The sequence below is a fragment of the Sorangium sp. So ce327 genome (assembly GCF_051530205.1).
Taxonomy (GTDB): domain Bacteria; phylum Myxococcota_A; class Polyangia; order Polyangiales; family Polyangiaceae; genus Sorangium; species Sorangium cellulosum_B.
On record NZ_CP150330.1, the window covers coordinates 2,720,153 to 2,739,162 of the forward strand.

Below are 19,010 nucleotides of genomic sequence, written 5' to 3' on the forward strand. Positions count from 1 at the left end.
GTGGAGACTCCGGCCGTGCCCCTGCTTGCAACCCTGTCCATCATGGGCGGCGGCGACCGCCCGCGGAGAAGCAAGTCGATGAAAAGAATCTCATTCATGGTGTTGGCGTGCGCGGCGGGCGGGCTGGGCGGCGTGTCGTGCGGGGGGGCGGAGGCGGACGACGCCACGCAGGGGACCAAGCCGCAGTTCTCCGTCGACGCGCAGGGCGGCGTGTTCACCGCGAGGGACGGGTTCACGATCGAGGTGCCGCCAGGCGCGGTCAGCGCAGCGACGGACATCACCATCGAGCGCGTCGAGGACGCGCGCGAGGGCGGGGTGGGGCCCATGTACCTCCTCGGCCCGGAGGGGCAGACGTTCGACAAGCCGGTCTCGCTCACGTTGCCGATCACCGTCGAGCTCGAGGCGGAGCTCGATGAAAACACCTTCCTCGACGTTTATGCCTTCACCGCGCCGGCCGACTCCGACGACTTCACGCGGCTCGAGCGTCATGACGCTTTCGCTGCCGGCGTCGTCACGGAGACCCCGCATTTCTCCCGCTTCCAGGCCGGGATGGTCCCGCCGGCGGCGATGGCGAGCCAGCACGCCTACCCGATGGCGCTCGCGGCCGACGACACCTACCTCTACTTTGCGAGCGGCGGCACCGAGTCCACCGCGCCCGCGGACTCGAACGACGGCTACATCTATCGCGTCAAGCCGGGCACGACCGAGGTGGAGGCGATGACCCCCGCGGATCCGGACCCCAAGGCGCTGTGGGTCAATGCCTCCCACGTGTACTGGGCGAGCGGCGGAGACAACGATCCGATCATCCCTTCGGCGCTCAAGCGCGTCGACAAATCGACCCTGGCGATGGAGACGCTGATCGAGATCGGCTACGTGCTGAGCGTCACCGGAGACGAGTCGTCCGTCTATTTCGGCGATGGCGACGGACATAACATTTACAAGATGCCGCTCGACGGCGGCGAGCCCGTCGTGCTCGCAGCCGACGCCGGCGCGCCGGAGCACCTGGCGCAGGACGCCGCGAATATCTACTGGACCGGCGGCGCCACGACGAACAAGGTCTACAAGGTGGCGAAGTCGGGCGGGGACGTGACCGTCATCGCCGAGAACGAGGGGGAGCCGGCCGGGATCGCGGTGGACGCGGAGTTCGTCTACTGGGCCAACGCCGGCGACGGCGGCGTGTTCAAGGCGCCGATCGCCGGAGGGGCGAAGACGCTGATCTACCAGGGGGGCTCGATGGGCGGGCTGGCCCTCAGGGGTTCGACGCTCTTCTCGACGGACATGAGCCGGAACCGCAGCGTCCAGGCCCATGATCTCGTGGAGAACAAGACCACCGTGCTCGCGCTCGGCCAGCACTTCGCCTGGCGCATCATCGCCCCGGAAGGTCAGGACGTGTTCTGGACCAACGGCGGTGACTACCGCTTCGAAGGCGAGATCGTGTCCTACAGCGCTCCTTGAGCGCGCCGCGCCGCCCCGCCGGTGTCGGCTGCTTTACGCGTTGACCGTGTCCGGCGTCCTGGCGTAGTTCTTCTCATTCGATGCAGATCACCCTGTCGCGAGCCCGGCTCCAGGTCGCGCTGCTCGCCGTGATGGCGGTGATCGCGGGCGCCGGGCTCGCCGTCGAGGTGCTCAAGCCGCTCCTCCACCTGAGGAGCCAGAGCGGCGTCGTCCCGTTGTTCTCGCTGAGCTACGAGCAGAACGTGCCCACGTGGTACACCTCGTCACTGCTGTTCGTGTGCTCACTCACGCTCGCTGTCATCGCCGTCGGCGCCCGGCGCACGGGCAAGTTCGTGAAGCACTGGTGGGGGCTCTCCGCGGCGTTCCTCTACATCTCGCTCGACGAGGTGGTCGAGATCCATGAAGCGGCGAGCTCCTGGCTCGATCTGGGCGGGGTCCTGTACTTCAGCTGGGTGATCCCGGCGGCCGCCGCGGTGGCGGCGTTCGTGGTCGCATACCTCCGGTTCCTCTCGCACCTCCCGCGAGATACGCGGAATCGATTCCTCCTCTCGGGCGGGATCTATGTCACCGGGGCCCTCGTCCTGGAGCTGCCGCTCGGGTACTGGACCGAGCGGGCCGGGAGCGACAACCTGATCTACGCGCTCATCGACTTCGTGGAGGAGTCGATGGAGATGCTCGGCGTGAATCTCTTCCTGCTCTCGCTCGTCGATCACCTCGCCGTGCAGGGATGGACGATCGGCTTCTCGCCAGCAGCACCGGAGCCGCGGCCCGCGGCGGCACCTCGTCCCGCATGAGCGCACGGGCCGAGCCCGCGTCCGCTGCGCTGCTCGGTGTAGGCCGGGCCGCGTACATCGTCGGCCCCTTGTATGACTGGGCCTTCTTCCTGCTCCCGCCGCTCGTCGCGCTCGCCGCGGGCGCCCTGATCGCGGGGACGCCGTTCGCCGACGCGAGGTTCAGGCTTCACGGGGAGAAGGTCACCTGGGCGGGGCTCTTCATCGGCACGCTCATCCATGGCCACCTCGCCGCGGTGCTGCTCCGGAGCCACGGCAACGCGGACATCTTCCGGCGGCACCGGCTCCGCTTCCTCGTGGCGCCGGTCGCCCTGTTCGCCGCGATGATGCTGTCCATGTGGGCCGTCGCCTGCGTGTCGGTCCTCGTGGTGTTCTGGGACGTCTACCACTCGGCGCTCCAGACATTCGGCCTCGGGCGCATCTACGACGCGCGCGCGGGGAACGCGCCGGCGCTCGGCCGCCGGCTGGATCTGTGGCTCAACCTCGTCCTCTATGCCGGCCCCATCCTGGGCGGCGCGACGATGCTCCTCCACTTCCAGAGCTTCGACGCCTTCGAGGGCGTGGGCCCCGCCTTCTTCACCGCCGTCCCTGCGCTGATGACGTCGAGCCACCGCGTCCTCAGCTGGGCCGTCATCGCCGCGGGCACGTCGTACCTGCTCTATTACGCGCTCGCTTACCGAGCGATGGTCCGGCGGGGTTATCGGGTGTCGTTCCCCAAGGTGTGGCTGCTCGTCAGCACGGGGCTCTGCTCGATCTACACGTGGGGTTTCAACCCCTGGGGACAGGCCTTCTTCATCATGAACCTGTTCCACGCCGTGCAGTACCTGGCGCTCGTCTGGTGGTCGGAGGGCGGCCGCCTCCGCCGCCGGCTGCGCCTCGACGCGCTCCGGGCCGGCACGCCGATCGCGGTGGCGGTCTTCCTCGGGGGTGTCCTTGTGTACGGGGTCTGGGCCGAGCTCGCGCCGGCGGAGGACCGCGCGCTGTGGTCGATCACGCAGACCGTCGCGCTGATGCACTTCTGGTACGACGGCTTCATCTGGTCCGTGACGCGCAAGCAGGTATGAGGCGATCGCGCCTTCGAGAGGTCACCAGAGAGGGGTGTATGCGAATCCAACGTTGTCTCCGGTCCATGGTCGTCGCGCTCGGGGTCGCCTCCGCGGCGCTCGTCTCGTCCGCTTGCAGCAAATCGCCGCAGATCACGGCGGAGAGCATCGAGGACAACTGGGCGCTGACGGAGCAGCACGAGCCCGGGTCCGTCGTCATGACGGTGGCCCAGGACGGGCAGGTGACGGCGCTGGTGAAGGATCGCGACGGCAAGCCCATCGCGGCGGATGTGTCGGGCAGCGTCTCGGTCAAGGTGCCTGGCAAGGGCGGAGCCCCCATGAGCGCGGCGCTCGTGCCAGAGCCCAAGTCGGGGGGCGTGCTGCTCGCCAAGCTCCCGCCGCTCGAGGACGACCTGACCGAGGTCAGCTACGAGCTCAAGGTGAAGGGCGAGCCGTTCAAGGGGGTGCTGCACGTGCCCCGCGGCGGGACCCGGGAGCTCCAGGAGAGCGCCAGGGAGCACCAGACAACCCAGCTCGACGGGACCAAGGGGCCGAACGGGGGCGTGCTCCAGCCGGTCGGAGACGACATCGTGGAGATCGTCGCCGACAAGGAGAGCGGCGATCTGCGCGTGTACGTGCTGGATCTCAACCTCAAGCCGGTGCCGATCGGCGAGCGCGAGATCAAGCTCGCGGTCCAGACGGCGTCGGGGCCGGACGTCATCGTGCTCGCGCCCGGGCCCGATCGGCTCTACTTCACCGGCAAGCTCAACGTGAAGGTCAATCCGACCAAGGTCACGGTGGTGCTCAAGGAAGGCGGGCACACGCACGTGGTCCTCTGCGGTTACCGTCCAGGCGCGGTGATCGTGGTCGGCCCGAGCGCGCCCGTGATCGGCATCCTGGTGGCGACCACGTGGGCCGTGAAGGTCGACGTCAGGCCGACCGTGGTGGTGCACGACGACGATGACGACGACGGCCGGGTCCTCGTCATCCACAAGCACAAGCACAAGCACAAGCACAAGGGCAAGGGGCACTGGAAATGACCGGGGAGGAGGGCGCCGCGCTCGGACGGGGCGCGCCGACGCGGTAAGGTGGCGGCGCGGCGCGCCCGCGCCTCAGCCGACGGAAAGCCCTCTCCCATGACCGAAGCGCCCGAGATCCCCGACCTCTCCCCCGACGACTGCCACCCCAGGGCAGCCGCTGCCCTCGCCGACCCGTTCTTCTGGTCGCTCACCGACGAGACCGCTCCGTTCGGCAACGAGACCGCGCACGAGACCCTCACCGCCTTCCGCGACTTCCGCGACGAGCACCCGAAGAAGAGCCCGATCGAGCTCCTCGACGAGCTCCTCGAGCGCTGGGAGGTCGGCAATGCCGGCTGGGACGCCGTGGACGCGGCCGAGGTCGAGGCGCTCGGCGAGGAGGACGAGTACGGCCTGCTCACCCGCGACGAGGCGATCCTCGCCCTGGCCTTCAGCCAGATCGTCGTCGAGGGCAGGCTCGATCCGGAGGTCCGCCGCCGTGCGCTGCTGGCGCTGGCCCGGCAGGCGCTCCCCGCGCTCCTGAGCGCCTACGAGGGGCGCGCCCTGGAGAGGGCGCTGCGGATCGACCGGATGAGGGCCGTGCTCTCCGCTCGCTGGGATTAGGTAAGCGCCTCGGCGCCCCTCCGGCGCCGACGGTTACGGGAGCGCCCAGTCCTGCGCGTCCTGTCGGCACCCAGGCCCGCAGTCTTCACCGTTCGGGTACCACGTCCGGTACGCGGGGGTGAAGCTCCGCTCTCCGAGGAGCGCGCCGTCCCGCCGTACCACCACGTCGACGCGCGCCGGCGTGCCACGAATCGCGAGCTGTTGCGTGAACTGCCCGGGGGCCGGGACGCAGCTCTGGGAGACGCCGCCGCCGCGCCTCGTCTCCGTGCAGATTTCCACCGCATTGACCGAGACACTGACGGTCGGGCTGCACTGGACGAACACGCCGCTGCCGCCGACGTTCGGCGTGTTCGTCCAGCTGTAGGCGCACGACACGGCGCTGCCGTCCACCGTGAGCTCCAGCGTGTACTCTCCCGCCGCCCAGCTCTTGTTCGCCGTCGCGGCGGTGATGGTGAAGGTGTCGCTACAGGCCATCTCGGTGCATTGCTTCTGGTTCAGGATGCAGCCGGGCATGGCGGAGACCATGGCGAATCCGGCGGCGAGCGCGGCGGTCGTGCGCACGCAGGAGCCGAGCGGGACGAGGGAAAAAAGAGACAAGGTCATGGATCCATCCTCTCTCCGGCGGGACCGCCGTGGATGGAGGCGCTGGCGAAGCAACGCGTAGACCACCTGCGCGGGCGCAAGAAGCCGGCGCTCCTGACGCCTTGTGCCAGGCACCCGCCGAGCGGCGCATGACAGGTGTGTCAGGGCAACGAACCCGCGGCTCGGCTGACGGACGCCCCGGCGCCGCCGGCGCGGCGCGCCTCCAGACCGCGCGGCGGCGCTTCGAAGGGGGCTCCCGCCGGCGCGGATTCGGGTACCGTCAGGCCTTCAGGTGGTCGCGCGTTCGAACGCGAACGCCCGTCCTGCCAGGAGGTTTGCACATGAAGAAGACCTATTCAGGGAGCTGCCACTGCGGCGCGGTCCGCTTCGAGGCCGACATCGACCTGAGCGCTGGAACCAACAAGTGCAACTGCTCTATCTGCACCAAGACGAGAAACTGGAACGTGATCCTCAAGCCGGACGCGTTCCGGTTGCTCGCGGGTGAGGACGCGCTGAGCGACTACCAGTTCGGCATGAAGGCCGGGCACCACCTGTTCTGTCGACACTGCGGCGTGCGGTCGTTCGGGCGCGGATATGTCGAGGCGATCGGCGGCGACTATGTGGCGGTCCAGCTCGCTTCCCTGGACGACGTGGATCTCGCGGAGCTCGTCTCCGCGCCGATCCGGTACGCCGACGGACGCAACAACGACTGGGGCACGCCGCCGGGAGAGACCCGGCACCTGTGAACGGCGCCGCCGCTGGCTGCGGTGGATGGCGGCCCCTCGACGGAGCCGCCGCCGCACGCCGGCGCCCCGGCTTCGCCCGTCTTACTTCGCGACCTCTCCCGTCTTCAGATCCAGCTTGAGCTCCCGCACCACCTCCGGCGTGGCGCACACGATCTGCGGCGTCGAGCCCTGCACATCGGTCTTGATCCGCTCCTCCAATTTCTTGGCGAGATCCCAGGTCGGTACGAACGCGGCGAAGAAGCGCTGCCCCATGTCGCGCGTCACAACGAAGCGCGCCGGCGAGAACTCCGTGCGTCCCTTGAGCGCCTTGCGCGTCAGCGGGAAGTCGTAGTCGTCCGGCGCCGTCTTGCTGAACGTGTAGAGCACCACCAGGTTCTGCGGGCACTTCGGCCCTCCGGGCCTGGGCAAGGTCCGGTTCTCCCTGGGCTTCGGCGGCGGCCCCTTCTGGAGCTGGATGCTCCCCGGCGCCGCGCCCGCGGCCTCGCCGGCGCCGCCGTGCTTCAGGATCGCCCCGCCGGCCGCGACCCACACGGCCCCGTCGCTCCCCACGGCCACGTCGCGGGCCTTCACCCCGTCGGGCAGCGGCGCCTGCTCCCAGGCGTCGCCCTTGCGCGCGAACAGCGCGCCTTCCGTGAGCGCCCACAGCGTCCCGTCCGGCGCCGCCGACGCCGTGAGCACGCGCGCTCCCTTCGCCGGCGGGTCGATCTTCTTCGCCTCCCCGCCCTGGTAGCGGAGCACGCCCCCGTCCACGATCCACGCCTCGCCGTCGCCGGGGCCCGGCAGGATCAGCGTGCGCACATCGTCGGCCTTCTGTTCATCGAACGGCGCCGGGATGGGCAGGATGGTCGAGCGTTTCTCGCCCGGCTTCCAGACCTCCAGGGCGCTCTCCGCTTTGCAATTGAGCCCGTAGCTCAGCGCGGTCCCATCGCGCGTCGCCCCGAATGCCTCCGGGCGGACCTCGGTCTCCGAGTAACGCGATGCCCCTTCGAAGTCGAACCCGCGGCACTCCCCCTTCCTGGGCGCCGGCGTGATCGTCAGTCCCACCCTGGGCCCGCGCAGCGTGACGAACCTCGAGGGGCCGATCATCGTCGGCCCCACCAGCCCCACGAGCGAGCTGCCCATGCTCGCCACCCCGGTGAACCACTGCCCCGCGTCGCTCACCCGCTGCACCCAGCCCTTCGCCCCCAGCGCGTAGTGCTCGGCGACGCCGGTGCGGCCCGTGGTGCCCGTCGCGATCAGGTCGAGCTGGTCGGGATAGCGCCCGTGGACGCCTATCACCGACACCCACCACCCCGGCAGGTGCAGCCGCTTCGGGAACTCGATCTTCCCGTCCTTCAGCACGCCGACGGCGGCGGCCACGGCCTCCTGCTCCCCCTCGAGCACCGTCAGGTTGGAGGTCGACACGAGCAGCGCCCCCTCCACCGGGTGAAGCCGCAGCTCGACCTCCTCCGGGATCTGCGCCACCGGCGCGAACGCCGACTTCGGCGGCGGCGCCGGCTTCGCCGCCTCGTCCACCTTCACCCCGCCCGACGCGCCCGGCGAGCCCGCGGTGCTCGATGTGCCCGCCGTGCCCGCCGTGCCCGGCCCCCGCGCCGCGGCCTCCGCGCGCGGCCCGTCCGCGGCCTGCGGCGCAGGCGCAGGTCCGCACCCTGCCATCGCCATCACGAGCCCGCCCAGCCCCCACCACGTCCTTCGCCCGATCATCGCTCGTCCTCCTCCAGGCACGGCCGCGCCGGACCGCCGCGCCGCGCTCCCGTGCTCTCATCCTCGACCCGCCGGCTGCCCGGCCGCTTACCACCCCGGACCGCTCGCCACGCCGGGCTGCTTCCCCTCGCGCCGATCCCTCGTTCGCTCATGGCGCGAGCCTCCCCGACGCGACCCGGATCTCGCCCTCGATCTCCGCGTCGCGCAGGTCCACCCCGTTCGGGTGCGCCACCCGCTGGTAGGCCACCTGCCACGCGATCGCGCGCCCCTCGCCGGCGGCCCCGACGTCGAGCTCCACCGTCAGGGGCTCCGCGTGCACCCGGTCATCGGCCACGAGCTTCCGCCCGATCGCCCCGGGCCGCAGCGCGAAATGCCGTGTCAGGTAGCGCTCCGCTTGCCCCAGCACCAGCTCGTCGGGCCCGAGCGCCTCGGCCGACACCTCGAGCCTCCGGAACAGATCCCCCGTCGGGAACGCGTGCCCCGCGTTCGCGGGCGCGAGCGTCACCGCCACGCGCGTCGCCGAGAGCCGCCGCGCCGTCACCGCGACGGCGCTCCGCACGAGCGCCTCGTCCCGCGATCCCGCGAACCGGTGGCCGCGCCGCCCCCCCGGCCCGCGCGGCATGTGGCACGCCGCGCAGGGCTGGTCGGCGGCCGGCGACGCGCGGTGCTCGATGACGGTCGACTGCATCAGCTCCGCGGCCGACCGCCCTCGCGCCGTGGGGAACGCGAACTCGTGGCAGGCCGCGCACGCGTCCGCGCCCCCGAACCGCGCGTCCCGGATCACCGCGTGCGGCGCCGCCGGCGGCGCCCCGCGCCCCGCCCACGGCGCCGCGAGCACCGGCGCCACCGCCTGCCTTGCGAGCTCACCCTCGGCGTCGGTCGTCACGTGGCACGTCACGCACCCCACCCCGAGCGCCCCGAGCGCCTCCGGCTCTGGCTCCTCCGGCCTCGCCTCGGGCGCGTGGCAGGCCCGGCAGAACGGCATCGGCTCGATCGCGAACGCCCGCCGGTAGGCCGGCTCGGTGTTCGCCCGGTGGTGGAGCGACGCGCGCCACTCCCGCGCCACCTCCTCGTGGCACCCCTCGCAGGCCTGGTTCGCGCTCACCGCCGCCTCGAGCCGCGCCCGCGCCGGCCTCGGCATGGGCACCCGCGCCACCTCCGGGGCTCCAGGCAGGGCGCCGCCGGCGGGCGCCTCGACGTCACCTGTCGGCCGCGCGGGCGCGTCCGGCGCGGCAGCGCACGCGCCCGCGAGGGCGCCCGCGATCAGCAAGCCGAGGCCAGGTACACAGCGCTGCACAGCGAAGATTGCAGCTACAACACCCCCGACGCTGCGTCATCTCCGAGGCCTCCGCGCGACGCCGGCCGCTCTGCCTCCTTTCGGGCCGTTCCGCCACCGCAGGCGGCGTGGCGCCGTAAGATCCCGCGGGCTCTCGTGTTTCCATGCCCATGCACGCGCTTGCTCCGTTCCTGTGCCCCCTGCTGCTCCTCGCCGCGGCCTGCGCCGCCAGGGGGCCCGACCCGGCGGATCCCCCTCACCCGGGCGCTGACAACCCCTGCGCGCCGGGGGGAACGCCGCGGCCTCCCCGCGAGCACGTCGTGGCCACCACGGTCACGCCCGACGGCCAGATCGTCGACTGGATACCGATCGAGTCCCAGACGCCGGACGGCAAGATCGCCACGCCTCCCGCGGGGCCGGAGGGAGCCAGCCCCCCGCCGCCGGCGAGCCCGGGCGGCGCTGCGCCGGCGCCGTCTCCGGCCGCGGCTACAGTTCAGCTCGGGCCGAGAGGCCCGGCCGGCACGGTGCCGGTGCTGCGCCCCCGGCGGCCGCAGTGCGACTGCTTGCCCGGGTATGTCCAGCAAGCCGACGGCTCGTGCGCAGCGCTCGCGTCGCGCTGCTCGGGCGAGGGAGGGATGGCGTCGAGCAAGTCGTTCACGACCTGTTGCCCGGGTCTCACGCCCATCGCGAGCATGGCGCGGGTCGACGGCGCGTGCGTGACCACGGCGCCCGACGCGCACCTCTGCGCGAGATGCGGCGACGGCGCCTGCGGCGCGGGTGAGAACGACTGCAATTGTCCGGGCGACTGCGGTGGAGCCCGGCCCTGAGCGACGCTTGGATCATCCGGCATACAGGCCGCGCGTGCGGCCGCACAGGCGCACGAGGCCGAGCAAGCCGTCGATGGTCGGCGTCGGTACGCCGGTCAGCTTGCCGATCTCGTGGACCACGGTCACCAGCGCGTCGATCTCCAGCGACTTGCCGGCTTCCGCGTCCTGGAGCATCGATGTCTTGAACGCGCCGAGCCGGCGCGTGACCTCCATCCGGTCTTCTCCGCTCTGCGCGATCGGGCAACCGATCCTCTCGCCGATCGCCGCCGCTTCCTGCATCGCCTGAAGACAGAAGCCGCGCACCAGCGGATCATCCAGTATCCGATCGCACGTCGCCCCGGTGAGCACCGACACCGGGTTCATCGTCATGTTGCCCCACAGCTTGTACCAGATGTCGGTCCGGAGTTCGGCGCTGGCCTCGGCCTCGAAGCCGGCGCGCTGCAGCAGCTCGACAAGCGCGCCCACCCGGTCAGAAGGTCCGCCGGCCGGCTCGCCGAGGAGCAGGCGGTTGCCGAGGCCGACGCGCACCATCCCCGGTTCCGGGCTGGAACCCGACAGATGCACGACGCAGCCGACCACCTGGCGGAGCCGGATGGCGCGCGGCACGACGTCGCCCGGGTCGAGCGACTGGAGCCGGGCGCCGGCATACGGCACGTTCTCGGGGGCGAAGAACCACCACGGTACGCCGTTCATCGCGGGGACGACGATCGTGTCCTCGCGGAGCAGCGGAGCGATGCGCGCCGCGACGTCGGCCAGCGCGGTGGCCTTGACCGCGATGATCACGACGTCCTGCGCGCCGAGCGCGGCCGGATCCTCTGCGGCGCGGATCGGCACGCGGGTGATCTCTCCCTTGCCTTGCAGCAGCAGGCCGCGCTTCTGCAAGGCGGCGAGGTTCTCTCCGCGCGCGACGGCGCTGACGTCGCAGCCGGCCCTGGCCAGCCGGGCGCCGAGCAAACCGCCGATGGATCCGAAGCCGTAAACCGCAATTTTCATGGTGTCTCCGCATCCTATCGTCGCAGACCGCCGGTTGCCTCCTCGCCCGCCGCCGCCGTTCACGGCGCACCGCGTCGTGCCGGTCCTTGGCCTGCGCGGAGCGCGCGTTCGAGGCGCTGTGCCGCTCGGCCACCTGGCTCTTGCGGCGCGAGGCGAGCTGACGAAGATGAGCGTGCCCGATCGGCACACCATCCGGGCGCGCTTGGAGGCACTTGCTTATGAAGGTCAGGTACTCGCTCTTCGTTTCTTGGATCGTGTTCGCTGCGGCGAATGGCTGTGGCGGCGGCGACGACCCGCTCGAGTCGGAGGGCGCGGGCGGATCCTCCAGCGGCGCTGGGGCTGGCGGGTCGAGCGGCTCCACGGGCAGCGTGGGCGCCACGAGCTCCAGCGGCACCAGCGCGGGCAGCGTGGGGGCGAGCAGCGCTGCGGCGACGAGCGGCAGCGGGGGCGACGAGACGGGGAGCGGCAGCGGCAGCGGCAGCGGCAGCGGCAGCGGCAGCGGCGGGGCCGGGGCGGGCGGGGCCGGGGCGGGCGGCGGTGATGACGTGTCGGTCGTCTGCCCGGGCGGCCCGTACGCGGCCGATCCGGTGCCGGCGAACGGCAGGGCGCAGCTGGTGAGAGGGGGGTTCACGTACGTCGAGGGCCCGGTCTGGGTCGCCGAGCTCGGGGCGCTGTTCTTCTCGGAGATCAACCTGCAGGCGCAGAACTCTCCGCCCCTCAACGGTCCAAAGGCGAAGATCCAGAGGCTCACGCCGCCGGGCGCGTTCGAGGTGTTCCTCGAGGACAGCGGGACGAACGGGCTGAGCCTCCACAGCGACGGGAACCTCATCGCATGTACCCACGACACGCGCAGCATCTCCGTGTTCGATCTCGGCACGAAGGCGCGGCGCGAGGTCGCCGGGTCGTACATGGGCAAGCGGTTCAGCTCCCCGAACGATGTCGTCGTGCGGAGCGACGGCAACGTCTACTTCAGCGATCCCGATTTTCAGCTCAGCAGCGGCAGGCCGGAGCTGCCGACAGCAGCTTACCGCGTGTCCCCGTCCGGCGCGGTGAGCCTCATCGGCACGCTGGAGACCCCCAACGGCGTCGCGCTCTCGCCGGACGAGAGCGTGCTGTACGTGACCGAGTTCACCCCCGGCCGGATCCGTCGCTATACGCTGAGCGCCGACGGAGCGCCCGGCGCCTCGTCCGATTTCGCCGCGAACCTGCCGAAGGCCGACGGAATGGGCGTCGACTGCGCGGGCAATGTCTACATCGCGTGGCGTGAGGGCATCGAGATCGTCGCGCCGAGCGGCGCGAGGGTCGGCAAGATCACGGGGTTGGGCGAGGTGTCGAACGTCGCGTTCGGCGGGGCCGATCGAAAGACCCTTTACATCACGGCGGGCGCGTCGCTCTATGCGATGGAGATGAACATCCCCGGATACCCCTACTGAACCTCGCTCTCGCTGGACGCAGACCGCCGGTGCTCGGCCGCGCCGGCGCTTTGGCCGCGAGCGTCCGGCGGCTTGTCCTCGCGTGCGAGCATGAAGTCCAGGAAATCCGCGATGGATTGACCGACGCGGAACACCCCGCGGGCGACAGCGCTTGACCGGTCTGGCGGGCCGGCGTAGGTCACGATGATCGAGGGACTCGAGCCGGTGTGCATGGGAGTGGTTGTCGCCGAGACGCTCGCCGCGCAGCACATCGAGCGCGACGCCGAAAGCAGCCTCGGCGCCGCGCTCGCCCTGGCGACCACGCTGCACGCGCCGGGGCAGCGCGAGCGCTACCGGCGTCTGCTCGATTGCGCGATCGAGCAGGCGGATCGCGCGCTGGCCGCTGCCGAGCAGGAGCGCGCTGCCCTCCAGGAACATGAGGTCGCCGCGGGAAGAGAGCGAATCCTCGCGACGGCGATGCGCGCCCATTCGACGCTTGCGAGGGCCCATGCGGCGCGGGCGGCAGACGCTCTCCACGGCGCGGGCCAGCTCTCGTTGAGCGCGCAGCGCGCGCCGACGCGCGACGCCTGCGACGACGGCTGGCGGCGCGTGGAGGCGATCGTGGCCGGCGCAGAGGCCTCGGCTCGCGCGGCCGCCATCAGCGCCTCGGAGCTCGAGGGCGGCTCTCCGCGGTCAAAGGTCGCCCGCGCGGCGCGCGCGGCGGCTCACGAGGCCGAGGTCGCCGCCCGCGCGGCGCGCAGGATCATCGAGGAGCGAAACCACGCGTATACATTCCACACCGACGGCGGCTTCTCGTTCGGCGAGGGGTGGTACGTCGCCGCGGCCGCCGTCCTCGCGGGCGCGGCGATCCAGGTCGAGCCAGGCAAAGCGGGAACGGCGCAAGCCGAGGCGTTTCTCCGCGATGCAGGCCTCAGCGATCACCTTCAGGCGTACCGCTCGCGCCCGCGCGCGATGAAGCAGACAACGGAGATCGTCGCGCGCGCCTTCAATGCCGATCCGTCCTCCGCCCAGGGGAGACTCCGCGCAGCGTTTCTGGCGGACGCGCCGATTCCGGGATCGGTGATCGCCTGGGTCGATCGCAGGCTCGCGGAAGCGCGGGCGGGAGCGTCACGCCGGAAGAAGGTGCTGCTCTGGATCCGCGAGGGGGTCCACCACCCGCACCGCAACACGACGCTCGCCGAGCTCCTGGAGCTGACGGGCCTCGTTCAACGTGCGGGGCTCGTGCCTGTGCTGACCGGCGACGCCCTTCGAGACGCGCGGGTCCCCGAGGGCGCGATCGACATGACGCTCTTCTGGAAGGACCCCACTTTTCGGCAGCTCGACATGCGCCGGGCGCAGCTGCAGTTCTTCGAGCACTTGAAGCGAACGCACGGCCTCGTCGGCCAGCTCGGCGTCACGACCGCAGGCATGGATGGGCCCGCGCTCATGGGGCTTCCCACGATGTACCTCACCGAGGCGTCGAACGTGCGTATGCGGGAGTGGGTCGGCGCGGTGCCGGGATACCAGGAGATCGTGCGCGAGGAGGGATATCTCGAGCGCGTCCGCCGTGTGTTGTCCGAATGGGCGGCGGCTCCGTTTTCGGGAAAGTTCACAGGGAGGCGGGGAGGCGGGGAGTGAAATCCCATCAATCTCCCCGTCTCCCCGTCTCCCTGTTTAATTTCTCGTTAAAATGCCAACAAAGTGAGGGGATTTGTCAGGAGGCGCCGCCAGCGCCGCCTCCGCCGCCTCCCGCGCCGCCGGTGCCGAGCGGGGTATCGTCGCCGCTGCAGTCCTGATCGATGCTGTCACCTGCCACGTCCGTCGCGCCGGGGTGGATGTCCGGATTGCCGTCGTCGCAGTCCTCCTCGGGCCCGTAGCCCTCGCACGTCGCCTGGTAGCCGTCGCCGTCGCTGTCGGTCGCGGGCTCGTCGCACGGGGGCATGCCGTAGCAGGCCATCAGCGTGACAGCCATCATGCCGCCCGACGCCGCCGCGAGCAGCCGGCCCGCGATCCCGTGGCGCGCCTGCGCGCAGCTGGCGCGCTCGGCCGTGGGCGTCGCGCCGCAATGCGGGCAGGCGGAAGCGCCGGGAGGCAGGAAACCATCGCAGCAAGGACAAGCGCCGAGGGTGAGCATGAGGATCTCCGCCTTTGGGCCATGGGGCCGAGCCCTGGCGCGCCTCGGAAGGCCGAGCCAGGGAGGTCAAACCGTCCCATCCTATGGCAAGGCGCCTCGGCGACGCGCAAGGAAAATGAAGGGGAATGGTGCAGCGGCCCGGCGTGCGCGTGCGCAGGTCCCCCTCCATCCCCCGCGCGATCGAAAGGGCGCCGGAGAGCAGGAGCCGGTGGCGGAGTTCGCGGTAGGCTCCGGCATGGCGCTGCGCCGTCTCGATGTGGTCCCCGGCGAGTACTTCCCGGCGTACGTCGTCTGGGAGCTGACGCTCCGCTGCGATCAGCCCTGTCGGCACTGCGGCTCCAGGGCAGGGGCCGCGCGGCCCTCGGAGCTCGGCACCGAGGAGGCGCTGGGCGTGGTGCGGCAGCTCGCGGCGATGGGCGCGCGCGAGGTGGTGCTCATCGGCGGCGAGGCCTACCTGCACGACGGCTTTCTGGAGATCATCGCGGCGCTCAAGGCCGCGGGCGTGCGGCCGACCATGACCACCGGAGGGCGGGGGATCACGGCGGAGATCGCGGCGCAGATGAAGGAGGCCGGCCTGCACAGCGTCTCGGTCAGCGTCGACGGGCTGGAGCGCGCCCACGACCTCATCCGCAAGGCCCCGGGCAGCCACCGGAGCGCGCTCTCGGCGCTCGGGCACCTCCGGGGCGCGGGGCTGCTCACCGCGGCCAACACCAACCTCAACCGGGTGAACCAGGGCGATCTGGAGGCGCTCTACGACCTGCTCCGGGAGCAGGGGATCAAGGCGTGGCAGGTGCAGATCACCGCGGCGCTGGGCCGCGCGGCCGACCGGCCGGCGATGCTGCTCCAGCCCTACGACCTGCTCGACGTGCTCCCGCGCATCGCCGAGCTGAAGCGGCGGGCCTTCCGGGACGGGATCACGGTGATGCCCGGCAACAACCTGGGCTACTTCGGCCCGGAGGAGGCGCTCCTGCGCTCGCTGCGCGAGGGCGGCCGCGACCACTTTCGCGGCTGTCAGGCCGGGAAGCTGGTGCTGGGGATCGAGTCCGACGGCGCGGTGAAGGGCTGCCCGTCGCTCCAGAGCGACGCCTACGTGGGCGGCGACCTGCGCGGGCGCGCGCTCCAGGAGATCTGGGACGAGGCGCCGCGCCTCGCGTTCGCGCGGGCGCGCACGGCCGACGATCTCTGGGGCTTCTGCCGGAGCTGCCCTTTCGCGGAGGTGTGCATGGGCGGGTGCACCTTCACGGCGCACGCGCTCTTCGGGCGGCCGGGGAACAACCCGTACTGCCACTTCCGCGCGCGCACGCTGGCCGCGCAGGGCAAGCGCGAGCGCCTCGTGCCCGCCGCGCCGGCCGCGGGGAGGCCGTTCGACAACGGGCTGTTCGAGCTCGTGCTGGAGGATCTCGACAGCCCCGATCCCGGGCGCGATTCCCCGGAGCGGCTGGTCCAGCTCACGCGCAAGCCGCTGCCCTCCAGCTGAGTTTGCCAAGGTTCCGGGACGAACCGAGGCGCTCCTGCGTGAAAACGGTTGAAGGTGAGTTGAGCCTGCAGCGCCATTCCCTCGACGCCAAACCCGGCCGACACGCCGCACGTGAAGAATTGAAGACCGGTGAAACGTCCAGCGCCGCGACTGCTCCGTTCCACGATGCCAACGGAAGCGTCACGGCACTGTGTCCATGGTACCATGATCCCAACCCCAGGAAGCCCCTGATGTCGCTCCGATCTCTCGTTGCCCGCAAGCCCTTCCCGCTCCGCATCGAGGCGCACAACCCGCGCTCCGCGATCATCGCCGATCGTACCAGGGGCCCTGGCGACGACGGCGTCGAGCGCGAGTTCGACGGCGGCTGGTCGAGTTCGCTGACCGGCTCGACCTCGCGCGGGCTGCCCGAGATCGCGGCGCTGGACGTGCACAGCTGGAGCCGCCCTTCGTGAGCGCGCAGCGCGAGCGGCGCCTGCTGCTGGGCGCCTACCTGTCCTACGGCACCGGCCACCACCCGGCCGCCTGGCGCCTGCCCGGCACGCCGGCCGACGGCGCCCAGAGCCCCGCGCACTACGTGCGCCTCGCGCAGACCGCCGAGCGCGGCCGCTTCGACTTCATGTTCCTGTCCGACACGCCGTCGGTGTTCCAGGACGACCGCGAGGGCTATGGCGCGCGCGTGGCGGTGTTCGAGCCGCTGACGCTGCTGTCGGCCCTGGCGATGCACACGCAGCACCTGGGCCTGGTCGCGACCGCGTCGACGACCTACGAGCACCCGTACAAGCTCGCGCGCGAGTTCGCCTCGCTCGACCACCTCAGCGGCGGGCGCGCCGGGTGGAACGTGGTGACCTCGTCGAAGGCGATCGCCGCGCACAACTTCGGCTTCGCCGCGCACCCCGACCACGCCGAGCGGTACCGCCGCGCCGAGGAGGCCTTCCAGGTCGTCACCGGCCTGTGGGACAGCTGGGACGACGACGCATTGCCGCGCGACAAGGCGAGCGGCGTCTTCTACCGCCCAGATCGCTGCCACCCGATCCACCACGAGGGCGAGTTCTACCGCGTGCGCGGGCCACTCAACATCTCGCGTTCGCCGCAAGGTTATCCGCTGCTCGTGCAGGCCGGCTCGTCCGACGCCGGCCGCGACCTCGCCGCGCGCACCGCCGAGGTCGTGTTCACCGCGCAGCCCGAGAGCGCGCCCGCCGTCGAGTTTCGCCGCGACCTGCTCGAGCGCGCCGCGCGGTACCAGCGCCTCAACCCGCACATCTACGTGATGCCGGGCCTCTGCCCGTTCATCGGCAAGACCGACGAGGAGGCCCAGGCGAAGCTGCGCACGCTCAACTCGCTCGTGCATCCGCGTTTCGCCGTGCAGATGCTGTCGGACCTGGTCGGCGGCTTCGACCTGTCCGGCTGCGACCTCGACAAGCCCATGCCGCCGCTGCCGCCGTCCAACGGTAACCGCAGCCGCCGCGAGCTGATCGAGCGCATCTCCGACGGCGGCCGCCGGTCGCTGCGAGAGGTGTGCGACAAGATGATCATCGCGCGCGGCCACTGCGTGTTCGTCGGCTCGTACCGCAGCGTCGCCGAGCAGATCGCCGCCTGGTTCGAGGCGGGCGCCTGCGACGGCTTCAACATCATGCCTCCCAGCCTGCCCGGCTGCCTCGACGAGTTCGTCGATGGGGTCGTGCCGGAGCTGCAGCGGCTTGGCCTCGTGCAACGTGAATATCGCCCTGGTACCCTGCGCGACAAGCTCGGCCTACGCCGGCCCGTGCCCCGGCGCTGACCGCCTCGGCCATTGGAGATGACTTTGCTGAACAACCTGATCCTCGAAGACACGACCCTGCGTGATGGCGAGCAAGCGCCCGGAGTGGCCTTCTCGCGCAAGACCAAAGTGGCCATCTTCCACGCGCTGGTGGACGCCGGCGTGAGGTGGATCGAGCCGGGCATCCCCGCCATGGGCGGGGACGAGGTGCTCGCGCTCAAGGAGATGCTCGAGCGCAAGGGCGAGGTGACGCTCGTCGCATGGAACCGCGGCGTGCTGAGCGACATCCAGGAGTCGATCGGGCTTGGCTTCAAGGCCGTGCACATCGGCCTGCCGACCTCCAAGGTGCACCTGGACCACAGCGTCAAGAAGGACCGCAGGTGGCTCCTGCAGACCGCGCACGACATGGTGCGGTACGCCAAGGACAAGGGCATGTTCGTGTCGATCAGCGCCGAGGACGTCGGCCGCACGGAGATCCCGTTCCTGCAGGAGTACGCCGCCGCCGTCGCCGCCGCCGGGGCCGACCGCCTGCGCCTGTCGGACACCATCGGAATCCTCAACAGCGCGCAGTACGCCGCCCGGGTCAAGGCAGTGAAGGAGGCCGCCGCGATCGACCTGCAGACGCACTGCCACAATGACTTCGGCCTGGCGGTGGCGAACACGCTGGCCGGCCTGGAGGCGGGCGCGCGTTACTTCCACGTCTGCGTCAACGGCATCGGCGAGCGCGCCGGCATGCCGGACCTGGCGCAGACGGTGATGGGCCTGAAGCAGTTCTATGGCGTCGATCTCGGCATCGACACCACCAAGCTGAAGAAGATCGCGCAGTTGGTCGCCGACGCGTGCAAGCGCCCGTTGACGCCGTGGCAGCCGATCGTTGGCGATAACGTCTTCGCGCACGAATCGGGTATCCACGCCAACGGCACGCTGAACAACGCCGGGACCTTCGAGCCGATCTCGCCCGAGACGGTCGGCGGCACGCGCCGCCTGGTCGTCGGCAAGCACAGCGGTCGCGCCGTGATCAAGCACGTGCTGGAGCAGGCCGGCGTCGCCGTTGACGAGCAGCGCCTGGGCCAGGTGCTCGACCTGGCGCGCGCGCGCGCCGTCGAGGCCGGCGGTGAGGTCGACGCCGCGGCGCTGACGGCGCTGTACCACCAGACGGCGGAGAGCGCCTGAC

General features: G+C 71.2%; 18 protein-coding genes. 13 read left to right on the forward strand and 5 right to left on the reverse strand.

Going from position 1 to position 19,010, the window contains the following annotated elements; all coding sequences use genetic code 11:
* Window positions 1-78: 78 nt before the first annotated feature.
* From WME95_RS10285 to WME95_RS10305, 5 genes are all read left to right on the forward strand, one after another.
* A complete protein-coding gene (locus tag WME95_RS10285) occupies window positions 79-1,455 on the forward strand; it encodes a DUF5050 domain-containing protein (protein WP_437908222.1) in 1,377 nt (458 codons plus the stop codon).
* A gap of 80 nt (window positions 1,456-1,535) precedes the next feature.
* The gene (locus WME95_RS10290) at window positions 1,536-2,249 is read left to right on the forward strand and encodes a hypothetical protein (protein ID WP_437908223.1); all 714 of its coding nucleotides are present in this window, start codon (window positions 1,536-1,538) and stop codon (window positions 2,247-2,249) included.
* Entirely contained in the window at window positions 2,183-3,310 is a 1,128-nt protein-coding gene (locus tag WME95_RS10295) for a hypothetical protein (RefSeq protein ID WP_437908224.1), read from the forward strand. Before WME95_RS10290 ends, WME95_RS10295 begins: the two co-directional genes overlap by 67 nt.
* A 38-nt stretch (window positions 3,311-3,348) precedes the next feature.
* A complete protein-coding gene (locus tag WME95_RS10300) occupies window positions 3,349-4,329 on the forward strand; it encodes a hypothetical protein (protein ID WP_437908225.1) in 981 nt (326 codons plus the stop codon).
* Window positions 4,330-4,425: 96 nt separating this feature from the next.
* Window positions 4,426-4,929: a hypothetical protein gene (locus tag WME95_RS10305; RefSeq protein WP_437908226.1), complete on the forward strand. Its 504-nt coding sequence runs from the start codon at window positions 4,426-4,428 to the stop codon at window positions 4,927-4,929.
* A gap of 33 nt (window positions 4,930-4,962) precedes the next feature.
* Here the strand turns inward: WME95_RS10305 and WME95_RS10310 are convergent, their stop codons facing one another.
* Window positions 4,963-5,532: a hypothetical protein gene (locus WME95_RS10310; RefSeq protein ID WP_437908227.1), complete on the reverse strand. Its 570-nt coding sequence runs from the start codon at window positions 5,530-5,532 to the stop codon at window positions 4,963-4,965.
* Between the two features lie 320 nt (window positions 5,533-5,852).
* On the opposite strand from WME95_RS10310, the gene WME95_RS10315 reads away from it, so the two are divergent.
* Window positions 5,853-6,257: a GFA family protein gene (locus WME95_RS10315; RefSeq protein ID WP_437908228.1), complete on the forward strand. Its 405-nt coding sequence runs from the start codon at window positions 5,853-5,855 to the stop codon at window positions 6,255-6,257.
* Window positions 6,258-6,338: 81 nt separating this feature from the next.
* Here WME95_RS10315 and WME95_RS10320 read toward each other — a convergent pair whose 3' ends face one another.
* Both WME95_RS10320 and WME95_RS10325 read right to left on the reverse strand, forming a co-directional pair.
* Window positions 6,339-7,961, reverse strand: a complete 1,623-nt coding sequence (locus WME95_RS10320; RefSeq protein ID WP_437908229.1) for a hypothetical protein — start codon at window positions 7,959-7,961, stop codon at window positions 6,339-6,341.
* Window positions 7,962-8,109: 148 nt separating this feature from the next.
* Window positions 8,110-9,231 (reverse strand): multiheme c-type cytochrome, encoded by a 1,122-nt coding sequence (locus tag WME95_RS10325; RefSeq protein ID WP_437908230.1) that lies wholly within the window; start codon window positions 9,229-9,231, stop codon window positions 8,110-8,112.
* 176 nt (window positions 9,232-9,407) lie between these two features.
* Between WME95_RS10325 and WME95_RS10330 the strand changes: the two genes are divergently transcribed.
* Window positions 9,408-10,064, forward strand: coding sequence for a hypothetical protein (locus WME95_RS10330; RefSeq protein WP_437908231.1), 657 nt, complete (start codon window positions 9,408-9,410; stop codon window positions 10,062-10,064).
* A 12-nt stretch (window positions 10,065-10,076) separates the two neighbouring features.
* On the opposite strand, the gene WME95_RS10335 is transcribed toward WME95_RS10330, so the two are convergent.
* The gene (locus tag WME95_RS10335) at window positions 10,077-11,057 is read right to left on the reverse strand and encodes a 2-dehydropantoate 2-reductase (protein ID WP_437910970.1); all 981 of its coding nucleotides are present in this window, start codon (window positions 11,055-11,057) and stop codon (window positions 10,077-10,079) included.
* 218 nt (window positions 11,058-11,275) lie between these two features.
* Here WME95_RS10335 and WME95_RS10340 point away from each other — a divergent pair, with 218 nt between their 5' ends.
* Both WME95_RS10340 and WME95_RS10345 read left to right on the forward strand, forming a co-directional pair.
* A complete protein-coding gene (locus WME95_RS10340; RefSeq protein ID WP_437908232.1) occupies window positions 11,276-12,490 on the forward strand; it encodes an SMP-30/gluconolactonase/LRE family protein in 1,215 nt (404 codons plus the stop codon).
* A 183-nt stretch (window positions 12,491-12,673) separates the two neighbouring features.
* Window positions 12,674-14,107, forward strand: a complete 1,434-nt coding sequence (locus WME95_RS10345; protein WP_437908233.1) for a hypothetical protein — start codon at window positions 12,674-12,676, stop codon at window positions 14,105-14,107.
* Between the two features lie 76 nt (window positions 14,108-14,183).
* On the opposite strand, the gene WME95_RS10350 is transcribed toward WME95_RS10345, so the two are convergent.
* Window positions 14,184-14,603, reverse strand: a complete 420-nt coding sequence (locus tag WME95_RS10350; protein WP_437908234.1) for a putative metal-binding motif-containing protein — start codon at window positions 14,601-14,603, stop codon at window positions 14,184-14,186.
* 235 nt (window positions 14,604-14,838) lie between these two features.
* Here WME95_RS10350 and WME95_RS10355 point away from each other — a divergent pair, with 235 nt between their 5' ends.
* From WME95_RS10355 to WME95_RS10370, 4 genes are read left to right on the forward strand one after another with little or no spacing between them, the layout of a single operon-like run.
* On the forward strand, window positions 14,839-16,080 hold the full coding sequence (locus tag WME95_RS10355) for a radical SAM protein (protein ID WP_437908235.1): 1,242 nt from the start codon (window positions 14,839-14,841) through the stop codon (window positions 16,078-16,080).
* A 38-nt stretch (window positions 16,081-16,118) separates the two neighbouring features.
* Window positions 16,119-16,532, forward strand: coding sequence for a hypothetical protein (locus tag WME95_RS10360; protein WP_437908236.1), 414 nt, complete (start codon window positions 16,119-16,121; stop codon window positions 16,530-16,532).
* Window positions 16,529-17,857: an LLM class flavin-dependent oxidoreductase gene (locus tag WME95_RS10365; RefSeq protein WP_437908237.1), complete on the forward strand. Its 1,329-nt coding sequence runs from the start codon at window positions 16,529-16,531 to the stop codon at window positions 17,855-17,857. Before WME95_RS10360 ends, WME95_RS10365 begins: the two co-directional genes overlap by 4 nt.
* Before the next feature lie 18 nt (window positions 17,858-17,875).
* Window positions 17,876-19,009 carry a homocitrate synthase/isopropylmalate synthase family protein gene (locus tag WME95_RS10370; protein ID WP_437908238.1) on the forward strand — a complete coding sequence of 378 codons (1,134 nt, stop codon included), beginning with the start codon at window positions 17,876-17,878 and terminating at the stop codon, window positions 19,007-19,009.
* Window position 19,010 lies beyond the last annotated feature (1 nt).

What these genes read in the sequence shown, in the direction of transcription:
- WME95_RS10285 (WP_437908222.1), top strand. Translation starts at nt 79, where the DNA reads ATGAAAAGAATCTCATTCATGGTGTTGGCGTGCGCGGCGGGCGGGCTG.
- WME95_RS10290 (WP_437908223.1), top strand. Translation starts at nt 1,536, where the DNA reads ATGCAGATCACCCTGTCGCGAGCCCGGCTCCAGGTCGCGCTGCTCGCC.
- WME95_RS10295 (WP_437908224.1), top strand. Translation starts at nt 2,183, where the DNA reads ATGGACGATCGGCTTCTCGCCAGCAGCACCGGAGCCGCGGCCCGCGGC.
- WME95_RS10300 (WP_437908225.1), top strand. Translation starts at nt 3,349, where the DNA reads ATGCGAATCCAACGTTGTCTCCGGTCCATGGTCGTCGCGCTCGGGGTC.
- WME95_RS10305 (WP_437908226.1), top strand. Translation starts at nt 4,426, where the DNA reads ATGACCGAAGCGCCCGAGATCCCCGACCTCTCCCCCGACGACTGCCAC.
- WME95_RS10310 (WP_437908227.1), bottom strand. Translation starts at nt 5,532, where the DNA reads ATGACCTTGTCTCTTTTTTCCCTCGTCCCGCTCGGCTCCTGCGTGCGC.
- WME95_RS10315 (WP_437908228.1), top strand. Translation starts at nt 5,853, where the DNA reads ATGAAGAAGACCTATTCAGGGAGCTGCCACTGCGGCGCGGTCCGCTTC.
- WME95_RS10320 (WP_437908229.1), bottom strand. Translation starts at nt 7,961, where the DNA reads ATGATCGGGCGAAGGACGTGGTGGGGGCTGGGCGGGCTCGTGATGGCG.
- WME95_RS10330 (WP_437908231.1), top strand. Translation starts at nt 9,408, where the DNA reads ATGCACGCGCTTGCTCCGTTCCTGTGCCCCCTGCTGCTCCTCGCCGCG.
- WME95_RS10335 (WP_437910970.1), bottom strand. Translation starts at nt 11,057, where the DNA reads ATGAAAATTGCGGTTTACGGCTTCGGATCCATCGGCGGTTTGCTCGGC.
- WME95_RS10340 (WP_437908232.1), top strand. Translation starts at nt 11,276, where the DNA reads ATGAAGGTCAGGTACTCGCTCTTCGTTTCTTGGATCGTGTTCGCTGCG.
- WME95_RS10345 (WP_437908233.1), top strand. Translation starts at nt 12,674, where the DNA reads ATGATCGAGGGACTCGAGCCGGTGTGCATGGGAGTGGTTGTCGCCGAG.
- WME95_RS10350 (WP_437908234.1), bottom strand. Translation starts at nt 14,603, where the DNA reads ATGCTCACCCTCGGCGCTTGTCCTTGCTGCGATGGTTTCCTGCCTCCC.
- WME95_RS10355 (WP_437908235.1), top strand. Translation starts at nt 14,839, where the DNA reads ATGGCGCTGCGCCGTCTCGATGTGGTCCCCGGCGAGTACTTCCCGGCG.
- WME95_RS10370 (WP_437908238.1), top strand. Translation starts at nt 17,876, where the DNA reads ATGACTTTGCTGAACAACCTGATCCTCGAAGACACGACCCTGCGTGAT.